Raw genomic sequence first — 14,836 nt, forward strand, 5'->3', positions numbered from 1 at the left:
CAACGCTCTCCGCTCGGCATCACACGCATTCGCGCCGGTCACGGCGCGTTACAAACCAGCGGCAAGACCTTCCCCTATCATTATGGAATCCGAATCGTCATGCTGGACGCCAACCTCAAGAATCAGCTGAAATCGTATCTCGAAAGAATCAGCCGGCCGGTCGAGCTGGTCGCATCGCTCGACGGCAGCGACAAATCGCGCGAGCTGCGCGCGCTGCTCGACGAGATCGCTTCGCTGTCGCCGCAGGTGAGCGTGGTCGAGCGCCGCGATGATGCCGAACGCAAACCGTCGTTTACGGTTGGCGAGCCGGGACGCGACGCCCGCATCCGCTTCGCCGGCATCCCGATGGGGCATGAGTTCACGTCGCTTGTGCTCGCGCTGCTGCAAGCAGGCGGTCACCCGCTGAAACTCGACGACGCAGTAATCGAGCAGATCCGGTCACTCGACGGCGATTATCGATTCGAGACCTACATCTCGCTCACGTGCCAGAACTGCCCCGAAGTCGTACAGGCACTCAACATGATGGCGCTGATCAATCCTCGCATCCACCACGTGATGATCGACGGCGCACTGTTCCAGGACGAAGTCGAAGCCCGTCAGATCATGGCCGTGCCCACGCTTTTCCTCAATGGAGAAACGTTTGGCCAGGGCCGCAGCAGCGTGAAGGAAATTCTCGCCAAACTCGACAACGGTGCCGGCGAGCGAGCGGCACAGGCGCTGGCGGTCAAGCCTGTGTTCGACATGCTGATCGTCGGCGGCGGCCCCGCCGGTGCTGCGGCTGCCATTTACGCCGCGCGCAAGGGTATCGCAACCGGCGTCGTAGCTGAACGCTTTGGCGGCCAGGTGCTCGATACGATGGCGATCGAAAACTTCGTATCGGTCCAGGAGACAGAGGGGCCGAAATTGGCGACAGCGCTCGAGCAGCACGTCAAGCAGTATGAAGTCGACGTAATCGATATGCAGCGTGCGGACAGACTCGTCCCTGGTCGCATCCACGAGATTCATCTCGCGAGCGGCGCCGTGCTGAAGGCGAAAACAGTCGTGCTCGCCACTGGCGCTCGCTGGCGTGAAATCGGTGTGCCGGGCGAACGCGACTACCGCAATCGCGGAGTCGCTTACTGCCCGCATTGCGACGGCCCGCTTTTCAAAGGCAAGCGCGTGGCGGTCATCGGCGGCGGAAATTCCGGCGTCGAGGCGGCGATCGATCTGGCCGGCATCGTCCGTGAAGTCACACTGATCGAATACGGAGCGCAACTGCGTGCCGACGAAGTGTTGCAACGCAAGCTGCGCAGCCTGCCGAATGTGACGGTGATCACGCAGGCGCGCACAACCGAGCTGACCGGCGACGGCACGAAGTTAAACGGGCTTGTCTATGACGATCTGCTCAGCGGCCAAACAACGCGTATCGAACTCGAAGGCGTGTTCGTCCAGATCGGGCTCGTGCCAAACACCGAGTGGCTGAAAGACGCAATCGAGTTATCGAAGCACGGCGAAATCGTCGTCGATGCACGCGGTGCGACATCGGCACCAGGAGTGTTCGCCGCCGGCGATGCGACTACCGTGCCCTACAAGCAGATTGTGATCGCGCTCGGCGAAGGCGCGAAGGCCGCGCTCGGTGCGTTCGATTATCTGATTCGCAGCGATGCCGCGCCTGACACGGTATCCGCGTCGGCCGGAACTATCGTGCGCAGCAGCGAGGCGCTCGCCGCCTAAGGTATTTCACTGGTCTACCGTTGGCCCTCGCTACGATGACGGATATCGTGGCGAGGGCATTTTTTTTCTTGCGATTTCGGAAGACCTAGTAAATACGCTCATGTCCATTTGGAAAAAATATTTGACGGTATTGCCGCTCCCCAAGCAGTCATGTGTTCGCGCCGCGCGGTTTCCCCGGTCACGCGGCGACAATATCGGCCCATACTGATGCTGGATATTCGCAGGAAATCGCGAATGCATAAGCGCAGTTGACGCAACTGCACCGCGCGTCGGATATATCAGCTCTTATCGTATGCGAACTGAATGCCGGCCGTTCCGCCGGTGTCGATGAACAGATTCATGAACGCCGGTACGGTTTCATTGCGCGCCCAGTCGCGTTGCAATTCACAGAACAGTTGGGCAACGCTGATAAGCTTGCCGCCCGCCTGTTCGATACGACGCAATGCGGCTTCGTGCGCGGCAACAGATGTGCCGCCGACCGCGTCGGCGACGACGAATACCTCATAGCCAGCCTTCAGCGCATCGAGTGCCGGAAACGTTAGACAGGCTTCTGTCCACAGCGCAGTCACGATCAATTTTTTGCGCCCCGTTGCCTCGACGGCCTCGCGAAATTCGACATCCTCCCACGAGTTAATGCTCGTGCGATCGTAGATCGGGTAATCGCCCAGTACGGCGCGTAGTTGCGGGATAGCCGGCTTGTTAAGGCCGGTCTTCACATTGACCGTCGAATGAACGATCGGCAATTTATAGGCGACGGCGGCCTTTGCTGCCCCCACAATGTTGTTGACCAGGAGCTGACGATCCATCGACGCGATGGAATTCACTTGGACCGGCTGATAATCAATGATGATAAATGCCGCATTTTTCGGCGTGAGCAGATGGTCGCCCGCCGGATCGCGAATCGGTTCGCTTGCCATGGTAGCCTCCAGAAACAGTGTAAAAAATTGATAAATAGTCCAAATTATCAATGCATGGCTCGTATGCAACAGCGAGGGAACCGTGCGGCTTTTTTCCCTGACTGCCGCAAATATCCAATTTCGGCAGCGCGCGAAGCGAAAGCACCAGGCTCGAGTAACCCGGCAACGCGCCGCGCACACGGCCTCGTTGCGCTCGATCACCAGCGATCTGTCCCAGCCGATTCGGTACTCCCGGAACAGAGCTGATTCGCATTGCTCAATATCCTATTCCCGGAACAATTTGATTCCCAGTATCGTCAAATGCCTTCAGTGTTCTATAAATGGAACGATCATGGACGATCTGAACGACCTCTATTACTTCGCGAAAGTGGTCGAGCATGGGGGATTCACTCAGGCCGGGCGGGTGCTGGGCGTACCAAAGTCGACACTGAGCCGGCGCATCTCGGAACTCGAGGCACACTACAATGTGCGGCTGCTGCAGCGAACGACACGTCATTTCGCTGTCACCGAAACCGGGCGCGAGTTTTACGAACGATGCGTCGCCGTACTGGTGGAAGCGGACGCTGCGCGCGAGATCGTGGAGCGTCAGCATGCCGAACCGCAAGGCATCGTGCGCGTCAGTTGCCCAACAGCACTGCTCGAGTACCGCGTCAGTAACCTGCTGGCGCGCTTCATGGCCACGTACCCGAAGGTGCAGGTACTCCTCGATGCCACCAATCGCCGCGTCGACCTATTGAGCGAGGGCCTCGATCTCGCATTGCGCGTGCGCTTTCCTCCGTTGGAGGACAGCAACCTTGTGATGCGAATCCTCGGGGACAGTCCACAGCGGCTGGTTGCCGCTCCGGGCTTACTGAGAGGGCGCGACTTGCTGACGGACCCCAACGAATTGACCGGCCTGCCGAGCGTCGATTGGGGGCCACCGCGAAACCACATGTGGCAATTGGCTGGGCCGCATGGCATGGAAGCACAATTGCGCCACCACCCTCGTTTCATCACCGATGATATGCATGCGCTACGCGATGCCGCGATCAATGGCGTCGGAATCGCCCAACTGCCGTGTATGGTGGTTGAAGATGACTTGCGCAACGGCACCCTGGTCGACGCGCTGCCGGGCTGGGCGCCCAAGGGAGGCGTGATCCACGCGGTATTTCCGTCCCGGCGCGGTCTTCTCCCCCGCGTGCGCTTGCTGATCGACTTCCTGGCAGAACATATTCAGCGGGACTGACGTGAGTAGTCCAGAAGCCGTGCGTCAGCTTCGTCGGTGTCAACGCGACACAAGCGAAACCATTCGCCCGCCGCTCTCACGGTTCAACCGCAAGCACCGATTTCGCCGCATGCCGTGCAAAAATCGCAGCCGTCCTTACGGATCACCGCATTCGCACCGCACGAATTGCATTTTCGGCCGAACATCGTGCGCGGTTCGATCGATTCGCGCAAACGCCCTGCCGCGTCATTGCCGCCCGCTCCGGCTCGAGGCGACGGCGTGGCGGCCTCCGGCTTCGGCGCGGCAGCCGCCGCGCCGCGCGGCAACTGAGCAAGCAAGCGCGACGGTACCTGATTGCCTTGCGCATCGAGAAAGCCGCGACGATGCAGAATCTGCTGGATCGCATATGCAAGCGCCGCGACTTCCGAGTCGTGCCATAGCGGAATGCGCCGGCCGTCGAGCCGTTGTGTTTCGCCGAGCCGTACCTGCCCGCGATCCCACGACACCTTGCGCATGTCCTGCAGATTCCGCGCGACAAATCCGCCGCGCGCCGCAAGCGACAGCGAGCGCATCGTCGCCGTGATCCACTGCTGGGACTCATCGCGCTGGCCCACCGGAATGAAAAACTCGATCGGCCGTTCGATCATCACTTCCTCGCCACCGATCGATCCGGTCACTTCGAGAAACGACACCGCCACGTAAATCGATTTCTTGCCCAACTGCGTCATGTACTCGACCTTCTCGATCACTGCGGGCAATTCCCCCCTCGGCCGATGATCGATTGCAATCTTGAGCGGATCGAGATCCGTCTCGGCGAGCGCGTCCGCAGGCCCGTCCGTATGCAGCACCGCCCCCAGTGTCTCGTTCGGCCGGTACGTTGCGAGCCCCTTCAAGCCGCGCTTCCATGCATCGAAATAAAGGCTCTCGAAATCGTCGAACGGGTAATCGGCCGGAACGTTTACTGTCTTCGAGATGGACGTGTCGATGTACGGCTGCACCGCGGCCATCATCTCGAGATGGTCATGCGCGGACATCTGCAGCGCGCTGACGAAGCAGTCCGGCAGCGCATCGACGTCGCCGCCCAACTCGCGGTACAGCCGGTATGCGTAATCCTCGACCGGAAATGTTTGGTGACCGCCGTCCGCCATGATCTTCGTGCGCTGATAACTCCACGAAAACGCCGGTTCGATGCCGTTCGACGCATTGTCCGCGAATGCGAGGCTCACGGTGCCGGTCGGCGCGATCGACAGCAGGTGGCTGTTGCGAATACCGTCGCGGCGGATCGCTTGCTGAATGTCTTCGGGCAGACGCGATGCGAACGTGCCCTCCTGCAAATACTGGTCGGCATCGAACAGCTCAAACGCACCGCGCTCGCGCGCAAGCTCGACCGATGCACGATAGGCGGCATCGCGCATCGTGCGCGCGATGCGTGCCGCGAAATCGCGCCCTTGCGGCGAATCGTAACGCAAACCCAGCATCACCAACGCATCGCCGAGCCCCGTGAAGCCCACGCCGATGCGGCGCTTCGCCTGGGCTTCGCGCCGCTGCTCGGGCAACGGCCATAGCGTCACGTCGAGGACGTCGTCGAGAAAACGCACTTGCACGGCCGTGCGTTCGGCAAACGCATTCCAATCGAACGCACTCGTCGCACCGCGCAGCGACGCGAACGGTTCGATAACGAAGCGCGTCAGATTCAGCGGCCCGAGATTGCAGCAGCCATAGGCGGGCAACGGCTGCTCGCCGCACGGATTCGTCGCACGAATCGTCTCGATCGCGCGCAGATTGTTGTCGACGTTCATTTTCGAGATGAACACGACACCTGGCTCGGCGATATCGTAGGTCGAGCGCATGATCTTGTCCCAGATCGCACGGGCGCGCTTTTCCGCATAGACCCACATGCCGTCGTCGCGCTGCCGAAGATCGCCCGCCGCGCGCAGCGCGGGCGACGGCTTCGCGCGATGCACGAGCTGCCACGGCAAGTCCTGCTCGACTGCGTTCATGAATGCGTCGGTCACCGCGACGGAAATATTGAAATTGTTCCAGCGGCCTTTCGAATGCTTCGCTTCGATGAATTCGTGCAAATCCGGATGGTCGCAGTCGAGCACCGCCATTTGCGCGCCGCGCCGCGAGCCGGCACTTTCGACAGTGCGGCAAGACGCATCGAACACGTCGATATAGCTGCACGGCCCCGATGCACTCGAACCCGTCGAATGCACGTAAGCACCGCGCGGACGGATCGCCGAAAAATTGTAGCCGACCCCGCCGCCGCGCCGCATCGTCTCGGCCGCCTGCAACAGCGCGACATAGATACCGGGCAGCCCGCGCTCGTCGACGCCCTGAATGCAATCACCGACGGGTTGTACGAAGCAGTTGATCAGCGTCGCCGCAATCGGACTGCCCGCCGCGCTCATGATCCGTCCCGCGCCGAGCGCACCCTGCTGCAGATGCTCGACGAAGCGCGCCTCGATCTCCCGGCGCCGCGCCTGCGGCTCGGCCTGTGCGACGCCTCGCGCGACGCGGCGAAACACGTCGTCTGCGCTCCGCTCGTCGCCTTTCGCGTATTTTTCCAGCAGCACGTCAATGGAGAACGGCTGTGGGGCGAGATGGAAGCCGGCATCGATAGTCGCCATGAATCCCCCTTTTTTGCAGCGCCTGCGAATGGATGACGCCCACCATGACGATCATCGGGGCACTGCGAACGAAGCGGCACGCTGCCCATTCGACGACCATAACGCACGCGAGCACCGGCCGCAATCGGCTCGCGTGCGAAGCTGTCGCATGAATCACGACAGTCAAGCGGTTCACCGCGATAGCGCGCCGACCGGCGGCAGAGGCGCTACGTGTCAGGAAACTGCGAGGAAACTGCGAGGAAACCGCCCAGGCATTTTGATATTGTGGATCAACGCGCAGCCGGCCGCTTGTCGTCGCGCAACAACCGGGCAGGCGGCGTGGGTATTGGCGCATCCGCTGCAAAGCGCTTGCAACAGACGGCGCAGGCTGGTCCCACGCGCCGCGCGGTTCGCGCCATATTGCGCACGCGTCAGGCCCGCGCGCTCGTCCGGCGGAGCAAGGCGGCTCGCTCGAGCGCGTCGAGCACAAACCCGATCGCGCCGGTTACAACGATCACCGCGGCCAGTTCCGAATGGCAAGCCGATCACGCGTATTTAGCACGGTAGGACTGAGATCGGCGCTCATGCCGAGCATCTCCACCGGCACCAGCACGATCCACAGCACGCCGATCGCGCGCCGCAGCAAGGCTCTGGCCAAGCCGGAACCAACGCCTGTCGATATGGCCGGCACCGAAGCAGTGCTCATCGGGATGGACGGCCATCGGCAAAATGCAACCAGCAGCGGCCGTCAAGAACCACATGAAAACCCTCTCTCGCGTGGTCAGCCGTCGATGCACGCCATCCGCCGCCAGCAATACTGGCCAACGGGGAAAATCGAACTGACGGGGCCCAGGCTCGACAACAGCCAATCAATGGTTTTGTTGGACGCTTACGGACCGGAAAAATAAAAACCGGGGGGCGGCGTCGAAACGCCGCCCCCCGGTTTGCCGATCGCACGCGCCGCCGCTCCAGCGGCACGCTCGCGCGATCGATGCGCCGAAGTCAGAAGTCGAAGCCCGGCCCGCCCGCGCCGGGGCCGCCCGCTGGCGGCGCGGGCGGCGCGTCCTTGGGCGCCTCGTGAACAGTCGCATCGGTCGTCAGCAACAGCCCGGCGATCGACGCGGCGTTCTGCAGCGCAGTGCGCGTGACCTTGGTCGGATCGAGCACGCCCGATTCGACAAGATCGCCGTACTCGCCCGTCGCCGCGTTGTAGCCGAAATTGCCTTGGCCGTCAGCGACTTTCGCGACGACGACGCTCGCCTCCTCGCCCGCGTTCGTGACAATCTGACGCAGCGGCTCTTCGAGCGCGCGCAACACGATATTGATGCCCGCTTTCTGATCCGCGTTCACGCCAGTCAAACTCGAGATCGCCTGCTTCACGCGGATCAGCGCAACGCCACCGCCTGGGACGATGCCTTCTTCGACGGCCGCGCGAGTCGCGTGCAACGCATCGTCGACGCGATCCTTCTTTTCCTTCACTTCGACCTCGGTGGCACCGCCCACCTTGATCACCGCCACGCCGCCAGCCAGCTTCGCCACGCGCTCTTGCAGCTTTTCACGGTCGTAGTCCGACGTCGCCTCGTCGATCTGCACACGAATCTGCTTCACTCGCGCCTCGATGTTGACCTTCTCGCCCGCGCCGTCGATGACGGTCGTGTTTTCCTTGCCCACTTCGACACGCTTTGCACGGCCCAACTCAGCAAGCGTCGCTTTCTCCAACGTGAGGCCGGTTTCCTCTGCGATCACTTGGCCGCCCGTCAGGATCGCGATGTCTTCCAGCAGCGCCTTGCGACGATCGCCGAAGCCCGGCGCCTTGACCGCGACGGTCTTCAAAATGCCGCGGATATTGTTCACGACCAGCGTCGCGAGCGCTTCGCCCTCGACGTCCTCGGCGATGATCAGCAACGGGCGGCCTGCCTTCGCCACTTGTTCGAGCACCGGCAGCAAATCGCGGATGTTCGATACCTTCTTGTCATGCAGCAGAATGTACGGCTCGTCGAGCACCGCCAGTTGGCGGTCCTGATTATTGATGAAATACGGCGACAAATAGCCGCGATCGAACTGCAGCCCTTCGACGACGTCCAGTTCGTCGGCGAGCGACTTGCCATCCTCGACGGTGATCACGCCTTCCTTGCCGACACGGTCGATCGCCTCAGCGATGCGTTGACCGATCGACTCCTCGCCGTTCGCCGAAATCGTGGCGACCTGCGCGATTTCCTTGCTTGTCGTCGTCGGCTTGCTGATCTTCTTCAACTCCTCGACGGCGGCCGCCACCGCTTTGTCGATGCCGCGCTTCAGATCGAGCGGATTGAGCCCCGCTGCGACGTACTTCTGCCCTTCACGAACGATCGCCTGCGCGAGCACGGTGGCGGTGGTCGTACCGTCACCGGCCGCGTCGCTCGTCTTCGACGCGACTTCCTTCACGAGTTGCGCACCGATGTTCTGTACCTTGTCGGCCAGCTCGATCTCCTTTGCGACCGATACGCCGTCCTTCGTGACAACGGGCGAGCCGAAACTGCGCTCGAGCACGACGTTGCGGCCTTTCGGGCCGAGCGTGACCTTCACCGCGTTAGCCAGCAGATTGACGCCTTCGACGAGTTTCGAACGTGCGCCGTCATGAAAAATGATTTCTTTCGCTGCCATGATCCGGTGCTCCCAATCAGGAATGGACGACTGCGACGATATCCTCTTCGCGCAGTACCAAAAGTTCGTTTCCGTCGACCTTCACGGACTGGCCAGCATACTTGCCGAACAACACGCGCTCGCCGACCTTCACGTCGGGCTCGACGCGCTTGCCGTCGGCGTCGCGCCGGCCGGGACCGACGGCGATGATCTCGCCCTGATCGGGTTTTTCCGCCGCGCTATCCGGGATGACGATGCCCGAGGCGGTCTTGGTTTCCTGATCGAGTCGCTTGACGATGACGCGATCGTGTAGCGGACGTAGGCTCATTCTCACGTTTCCTTATCGAAATTGTTGGCACTCGGGTTAGGTGAGTGCCAATCAGGTGTCGAGTATAGAAACGTGCCGCCAATCGCTCCAATAACGGATTTTCAAAAACTTATCGATGAATGGCATTAGGCGCCGGCGCTGCTTGACGATGACGAGTCGACGTCCGGCTCAATCCGGCTCCGAAGCATCCGGGCGGCCGTCGGACTGCTTCGAACGGCATGCGCAACGATGTGTTCGGATACCTGATAGATCACATCCCGCCGCTCGGCGCAGCCGGCAGCGCGGCAAGAAACGCCGTCGCAGGCCGCGAATCGGCTAACCGCACGCCTATCTGCGTGCCGGTGCGACGACGGCGCCGGTCACATCGCTCATCGGCCGCCGCATCGGCGTCTCGCCGCACCGTCCCCATCGCGCTAGCGCGCGCCGACCTTGCGCTGCCGCCACAGACACAGCAAATCGCAGCCGATATGCGCGGCCGCGAGCGCGGTAATCTCGCTCTGGTCATACGCGGGCGCGACTTCGACCACGTCCGCGCCGATCAGATCGATACCTCCAAGCCCGCGCACGATCGCGAGCGCCTGCGCGGACGACAACCCGCCCGCCACAGGCGTACCCGTGCCGGGCGCAAACGCAGGATCGAGACAATCGATATCGAAAGTCAGATACGCAGGCCGGCTGCCGACGATCGACTCGATCCGCTCGACCGTCGCACGTGGCCCATGCTCGTGCACCCATGCAGCATCGAGCACGTTGATGCCGAGAAAATCGTCGTTCCATGTGCGAATGCCGATTTGTACCGACGTCTTCGGATCGATCAACCCTTCCCGGACCGCCTTGTAGAACATCGTGCCGTGATTGAGGCTGTCGGGCTGATCGTCGGCCCAGGTATCGCAATGCGCATCGAAATGAATCAGCGATAGAGGCTTGCCATGTTTGCGCGCATGCGCAATCAGCAGTGGATAGGTGATGTAGTGATCGCCGCCGAACGTGAGCATCGTCGCCCCGGATTGCAAGATGGTCTGCGCGTGCTCGACGATCGCCGGCTTGATCGACAGCGGGTTATGGGCATCGAACCAGCAATCGCCGTAATCGATCACGGCGAGATCGTCGAATGGATCGAAACCCCACGGATACGGGTGCAATTCCGCGAGTTGCACGCTCGCCGCGCGCACCGCGGCCGGCCCGAGCCGCGCACCCGGACGGAACGTCGTCGCGAGATCGAGCGGCACGCCGGATACGACAACGTCGGCACCCTCCAGTTCTCGCGTATAGCTGCGCCGCATGAACGACAGCACGCCTGAATAAGTATTTTCGATTGACGAGCCGTAGACGGACGAACGACGGATCGCGCCGTCGCCATAGAGTGTGTCAGCCATGGGATGACCTGATGAGAAACCGGCCCGGCGGTGACGCGGCGCAAACCGCGCAAAGGGCGAGCCGGCAGTCGGATTCATTGGGAACGCAACGGCGCGCATCGACGCGCGCCGTTGCGGTGGCTTGCGAATCCTTTAGCGCAGCCGCACGAGCGTCGACTTCAGCTCGGTGTACTTCTCCAGCGCGTGCAACGACTTGTCGCGGCCGTTGCCCGATTGCTTGTAACCGCCGAACGGGAAATTCATGTCGCCCCCTTCGTCGTAGCAATTGACCCATACCGTGCCGGCGCGCAAGCGTCTCGCCACCTCGTGCGCAATCGTCAGATTCGCTGTCCATACCGCCGCGCCCAGCCCGTATTCGCTGTCGTTCGCGATACGCACCGCATCGTCGAGCGAATCGAACGTGATCATCGACAGCACCGGTCCGAAAATCTCCTCGCGCGCGATCTTCGTATCGGGCGTCGTATCGAACACGGTCGGCTCGATATAAAAACCGCCGCTCGTCTCGTTCACACGCGCCCCGCCGAACACCAGCTTCGCTTCGCTGCGGCCCGCGTCGATATAGCTGAGCACGCGATCGAGCTGAACCCGATCGACGATCGCGCCCATCGAGACGGCCGGGTCGAGCGGGTTGCCCGGCGCATACGCACGCGCCGCCGCGGCGAGCTTCTCGACGAACGCATCCTTGATATCGCGATGCACGAGCAGCCGCGAGCCCGCCGTGCACATCTCACCCATGTTGTAGAAGATCGCGCCGGCCGCCGCTTTCGCGGCCCGGTCGAGATCCGGGCAATCGGGCAGCACGATGTTCGGCGACTTGCCGCCGAGTTCGAGCCACACGCGCTTCAGGTTCGATTGGCCTGCGTACTGCATGATCAGTTTGCCGACCGCGGTCGAGCCAGTGAACGCGAGACAATCGACGTCGCCATGCAACGCCAACAGCTTGCCGGGCTCGCCGCCGCCCGGCAGCACGTTGAACACGCCGGCGGGAATGCCAGCGTCGTGGGCAAGCTGCGCGATCCGGATCGCAGTGAGCGGCGATTTCTCCGAAGGCTTCAGCACGACGCTGTTGCCGGCGGCAAGCGCAGGGCCGAATTTCCACGACGCCATCAGGATCGGAAAATTCCACGGCACCACCGCGGCAATCACGCCAAGCGGCTCGCGCGTGACCAGTCCGACGAGATGATGATCAGCCGGCACCACCTCGCCCCCGACCTTGTCGATCGCCTCAGCGAACCATTCGACGCAGTAGGCGGCACCCGGCACGTCAACCGTCGTGGTATCGCCGATCGGTTTGCCCGCATCGAGTGTTTCGAGCAGTGCCAATTCATCCAAATGCTCGCGAATCAGCGCGGCCCAGCGAAGCAGCTTCGCCTTGCGCTCACGCGGATTCAGGCCCGCCCATACCTGCGCTTCGAACGCGCGGCGCGCCGCGGCAACCGCCGCATCCACGTCCGCTGCGCCGCAATCGGCGATCTTCGCCAGCACTCGGCCATCGATCGGGCTCACGCAATCGAACGTCTTGCCGGACTGCGCGTCGCGGTAGGCACCATCGATAAATGCCCGGCCTTCGATCGCGAGCGACGCAGCCTTGTCCTGCCAATACGCCAAAGTCTTCTTTTCCATCGGAATGCCTCATCAGGTTTGACTCGCCGCGACGATTCCGCTTCGGCGCGACGACGGTAAACGGCGTCTGCGTGCCGTCAGAATGTAGGGGGCGAATTCGCCGACACAACCTCACAAACGTCATCCGCACTGGGGTTGCGAAAACGGTGCGGCAAACGGCTTTCGAAGTAGTAGCTGTCGCCGGGGTCGAGCAGCCAGGTCGTGCCGTCCACGGTCAACTCGATCTGCCCGGACACCACCACGCCGCCTTCATGCCCCGCATGCGTGAGCATTTCCGGGCCGGTGTCGGCCAGCGGCTGATAGACCTCGCGCATGATGCACATATTGCGGTCCTTCACGCCCGAGCCAGCCAGATAGAACTCGATCGCCCCATTGCCGAGGTTCGGCATCTCGTTGCGGCGCGAAACGACCGAACGATCCTCATCGACCTCGAACGTGAAAAATTCCGCCAGGCTCATCGGAATGCATTCGAGCAATTTCTTCAGCGATCCTACCGAAGGGCTGACGCGATTCTGCTCGATCAGCGAGATGGTGCCGTTCGTCACGCCGGCGCGCTTGGCAAGCTCGCGTTGTGACAGGCCGTGCTTCTTGCGGACGTGGCGCAGGCGAGTGGCGACTTCAGTGGACATCGATAGAGATTCCGGCACGATGGATAGAGATCGGTGACAGTGATGAACGGGAACCGACGGGCGAACCGAGATGGGCAGCACGCGTGTCGAATATTCTAATCACTTTCGATTATTTTCCGTCGGTAGAAACCCTGCAAGCCGTTCGAAATAATGGACACCGACACGACGTGAGTTACCCCGAAAAATGCGTGCTTTTTGCGTCAGACAAACCAGCAATATCAGGGAAGATCCGGCCATAAAGATTTTAGAAAAACGTTGACGCCAATTTTGGCTCGTATATGCTGGGTCCCAGGTCAGCGTCATGCCATCGTCATACATCGTGATCGCATTATGACGGTATCCGAAGCATTTGCCGGATGACGATCATGCCGCCGCCCCGTCGCCCCGATTTATTAAACACCCAAGGTGTTCAATGAAACGAGGCGTCGAATACTTTCAACGTCACCAGTCGAGTGTAATCGTGAGAGTCCGTGGCCCTCTGGTAAGGTGGGATCGAAGTCAAGTGGCGTGCCGTTTGCGCCAAGACCTCGCTCTGCCCGACGGAAGCAGCGGCGCGTCAGCTCCTCGCCTGCTTCCATCCATCTTCACTATCCTGTCCCGTCGCTCGGTACGACGTCATAACGCCGTCTCCGCACGCGCCTATATCGCCGTGCATACCGACGAAGTCGCTTCGCTATTGCCATAGCGCCTCCCACTTTCTGACAAGGTTCGCTGCGAACGTGCGTCGTGCGCCCGATCGGCGTGTGGATGCACATCGCCGGTGCGCGTGCGTTCGACGAACGTCGGTGTGTCGCGCGTCCGGCAGCAGTCCCTGAATCACTTCGTCGTGCGTTATGCGGCTGCCGGCCGATCGCCTGCGCATGCCCGCCGCGCACCCCTTTATTTACGGCTTTGCCTGCCATGCAAGGCCGTTGGGCTCTGTCACGCCCGCGATCCGGCGCCCGCCGTCAGGTTGATCGCCATCCGGGCATGAATGGAACGTAAAAGTCATGCAGAGAAAACCACTGATCGGAATCACTGCCGACAAGACAATGATCGGCGTGCATCCATCGCATGTCGTCGGCGAGAAATACATCACGGCTATCGTCGATGGCGCCGATGCCATCGCGATGCTGGTCCCGGCGCTCGGCACACGGCAAGCAGCGGACGACATCGTTGGCGCCGTCGACGGCCTGCTCTTCACCGGCAGCTACTCGAACGTCGAACCGCATCGCTACGGCGCTCCCCCGAGCGCGCCGGACACGCTGCACGATCCCGCCCGCGATGCGACGACGCTGCCGTTGCTGCGCGCGGCGGTCGATGCCGGCGTGCCCGTGCTCGCGATCTGCCGCGGCCTCCAGGAAATGAACGTCGTGTTCGGCGGCACGCTGCACCAGCAGGTTCATGCGGTCGACGGCTTTGCCGATCACCGCGAGAACAAGCACGCCACGCTCGACGTTCAGTACGGGCCCGCGCACGCCATCCGGCTCACGGCAGGCGGCTTGTTGCAGCGCATTGCCGGCGGCATGGCCCAGGCGCAGGTGAATTCACTGCACAGCCAAGGCATCGCCCAGCCGGGTGCCGCGCTCGCGGTCGAGGCGACGGCGCCGGACGGGTTGATCGAGGCAATCAGCGTACCCGGCGCACCGGCTTTCGCGCTCGGCCTGCAATGGCACCCGGAATGGAAATACGCGAGCGATCCGCTGTCGAGCGCGATCTTCCGCGCATTCGGCGCTGCATGCCAAGAACGGATGCTCGCCCGAATGCGCAACGATGCCGACCAGCCGCCCGTGCGCCCGATTTGCGCATGAGCCGGCAGACCCAACGAGAACAATC

The 14,836-nt window shown here is 62.0% G+C and carries 11 protein-coding genes and 1 pseudogene; 4 read left to right on the forward strand and 8 right to left on the reverse strand.

All coding sequences use genetic code 11. From position 1 onward, the window contains the following. Positions 1–99 precede the first annotated feature (99 nt). Positions 100–1,713: an alkyl hydroperoxide reductase subunit F gene (gene ahpF / locus AQ611_RS22500; protein ID WP_069236117.1), complete on the forward strand. Its 1,614-nt coding sequence runs from the start codon at positions 100–102 to the stop codon at positions 1,711–1,713. 278 nt (positions 1,714–1,991) lie between these two features. Here the strand turns inward: ahpF and AQ611_RS22505 are convergent, their stop codons facing one another. Further along, complete coding sequence (locus AQ611_RS22505) at positions 1,992–2,630, reverse strand: hydrolase (protein WP_069236118.1); 639 nt, start codon at positions 2,628–2,630, stop codon at positions 1,992–1,994. A 331-nt stretch (positions 2,631–2,961) separates the two neighbouring features. On the opposite strand from AQ611_RS22505, the gene AQ611_RS22510 reads away from it, so the two are divergent. Next, positions 2,962–3,855: a LysR substrate-binding domain-containing protein gene (locus AQ611_RS22510; RefSeq protein ID WP_069236119.1), complete on the forward strand. Its 894-nt coding sequence runs from the start codon at positions 2,962–2,964 to the stop codon at positions 3,853–3,855. 83 nt (positions 3,856–3,938) lie between these two features. On the opposite strand, the gene AQ611_RS22515 is transcribed toward AQ611_RS22510, so the two are convergent. The 7 genes and pseudogenes from AQ611_RS22515 to AQ611_RS22540 all read right to left on the reverse strand — a co-directional run bounded on the left by AQ611_RS22515 (position 3,939) and on the right by AQ611_RS22540 (position 13,021). After that, positions 3,939–6,464: an adenosylcobalamin-dependent ribonucleoside-diphosphate reductase gene (locus AQ611_RS22515; protein WP_069236120.1), complete on the reverse strand. Its 2,526-nt coding sequence runs from the start codon at positions 6,462–6,464 to the stop codon at positions 3,939–3,941. A 410-nt stretch (positions 6,465–6,874) separates the two neighbouring features. After that, positions 6,875–7,182 (reverse strand): annotated as a pseudogene (locus AQ611_RS26505) (ABC transporter permease); the annotation flags it as partial. Positions 7,183–7,445: 263 nt separating this feature from the next. After that, positions 7,446–9,086 (reverse strand): chaperonin GroEL, encoded by a 1,641-nt coding sequence (groL, locus tag AQ611_RS22520; RefSeq protein WP_059520111.1) that lies wholly within the window; start codon positions 9,084–9,086, stop codon positions 7,446–7,448. A gap of 16 nt (positions 9,087–9,102) precedes the next feature. Then, positions 9,103–9,393 carry a co-chaperone GroES gene (gene groES, locus AQ611_RS22525; RefSeq protein ID WP_059520110.1) on the reverse strand — a complete coding sequence of 97 codons (291 nt, stop codon included), beginning with the start codon at positions 9,391–9,393 and terminating at the stop codon, positions 9,103–9,105. A gap of 413 nt (positions 9,394–9,806) precedes the next feature. After that, entirely contained in the window at positions 9,807–10,769 is a 963-nt protein-coding gene (gene speB / locus AQ611_RS22530; RefSeq protein WP_069236121.1) for an agmatinase, read from the reverse strand. Between the two features lie 132 nt (positions 10,770–10,901). Continuing rightward, entirely contained in the window at positions 10,902–12,392 is a 1,491-nt protein-coding gene (locus tag AQ611_RS22535; RefSeq protein ID WP_069236122.1) for an aldehyde dehydrogenase, read from the reverse strand. A gap of 77 nt (positions 12,393–12,469) precedes the next feature. Next, positions 12,470–13,021 (reverse strand): cupin domain-containing protein, encoded by a 552-nt coding sequence (locus AQ611_RS22540; protein ID WP_059520107.1) that lies wholly within the window; start codon positions 13,019–13,021, stop codon positions 12,470–12,472. 460 nt (positions 13,022–13,481) lie between these two features. Here AQ611_RS22540 and AQ611_RS26515 point away from each other — a divergent pair, with 460 nt between their 5' ends. Further along, complete coding sequence (locus tag AQ611_RS26515; RefSeq protein ID WP_083237562.1) at positions 13,482–13,706, forward strand: hypothetical protein; 225 nt, start codon at positions 13,482–13,484, stop codon at positions 13,704–13,706. Between the two features lie 304 nt (positions 13,707–14,010). Then, positions 14,011–14,811, forward strand: a complete 801-nt coding sequence (locus AQ611_RS22550) for a gamma-glutamyl-gamma-aminobutyrate hydrolase family protein (RefSeq protein WP_069236123.1) — start codon at positions 14,011–14,013, stop codon at positions 14,809–14,811. Positions 14,812–14,836: the final 25 nt, after the last annotated feature.

This window comes from Burkholderia singularis (assembly GCF_001718875.1).
GTDB lineage: Bacteria > Pseudomonadota > Gammaproteobacteria > Burkholderiales > Burkholderiaceae > Burkholderia > Burkholderia singularis.

What these genes read in the sequence shown, in the direction of transcription:
- ahpF (WP_069236117.1), top strand. Translation starts at nt 100, where the DNA reads ATGCTGGACGCCAACCTCAAGAATCAGCTGAAATCGTATCTCGAAAGA.
- AQ611_RS22505 (WP_069236118.1), bottom strand. Translation starts at nt 2,630, where the DNA reads ATGGCAAGCGAACCGATTCGCGATCCGGCGGGCGACCATCTGCTCACG.
- AQ611_RS22510 (WP_069236119.1), top strand. Translation starts at nt 2,962, where the DNA reads ATGGACGATCTGAACGACCTCTATTACTTCGCGAAAGTGGTCGAGCAT.
- AQ611_RS22515 (WP_069236120.1), bottom strand. Translation starts at nt 6,464, where the DNA reads ATGGCGACTATCGATGCCGGCTTCCATCTCGCCCCACAGCCGTTCTCC.
- groL (WP_059520111.1), bottom strand. Translation starts at nt 9,086, where the DNA reads ATGGCAGCGAAAGAAATCATTTTTCATGACGGCGCACGTTCGAAACTC.
- groES (WP_059520110.1), bottom strand. Translation starts at nt 9,393, where the DNA reads ATGAGCCTACGTCCGCTACACGATCGCGTCATCGTCAAGCGACTCGAT.
- speB (WP_069236121.1), bottom strand. Translation starts at nt 10,769, where the DNA reads ATGGCTGACACACTCTATGGCGACGGCGCGATCCGTCGTTCGTCCGTC.
- AQ611_RS22535 (WP_069236122.1), bottom strand. Translation starts at nt 12,392, where the DNA reads ATGGAAAAGAAGACTTTGGCGTATTGGCAGGACAAGGCTGCGTCGCTC.
- AQ611_RS22540 (WP_059520107.1), bottom strand. Translation starts at nt 13,021, where the DNA reads ATGTCCACTGAAGTCGCCACTCGCCTGCGCCACGTCCGCAAGAAGCAC.
- AQ611_RS22550 (WP_069236123.1), top strand. Translation starts at nt 14,011, where the DNA reads ATGCAGAGAAAACCACTGATCGGAATCACTGCCGACAAGACAATGATC.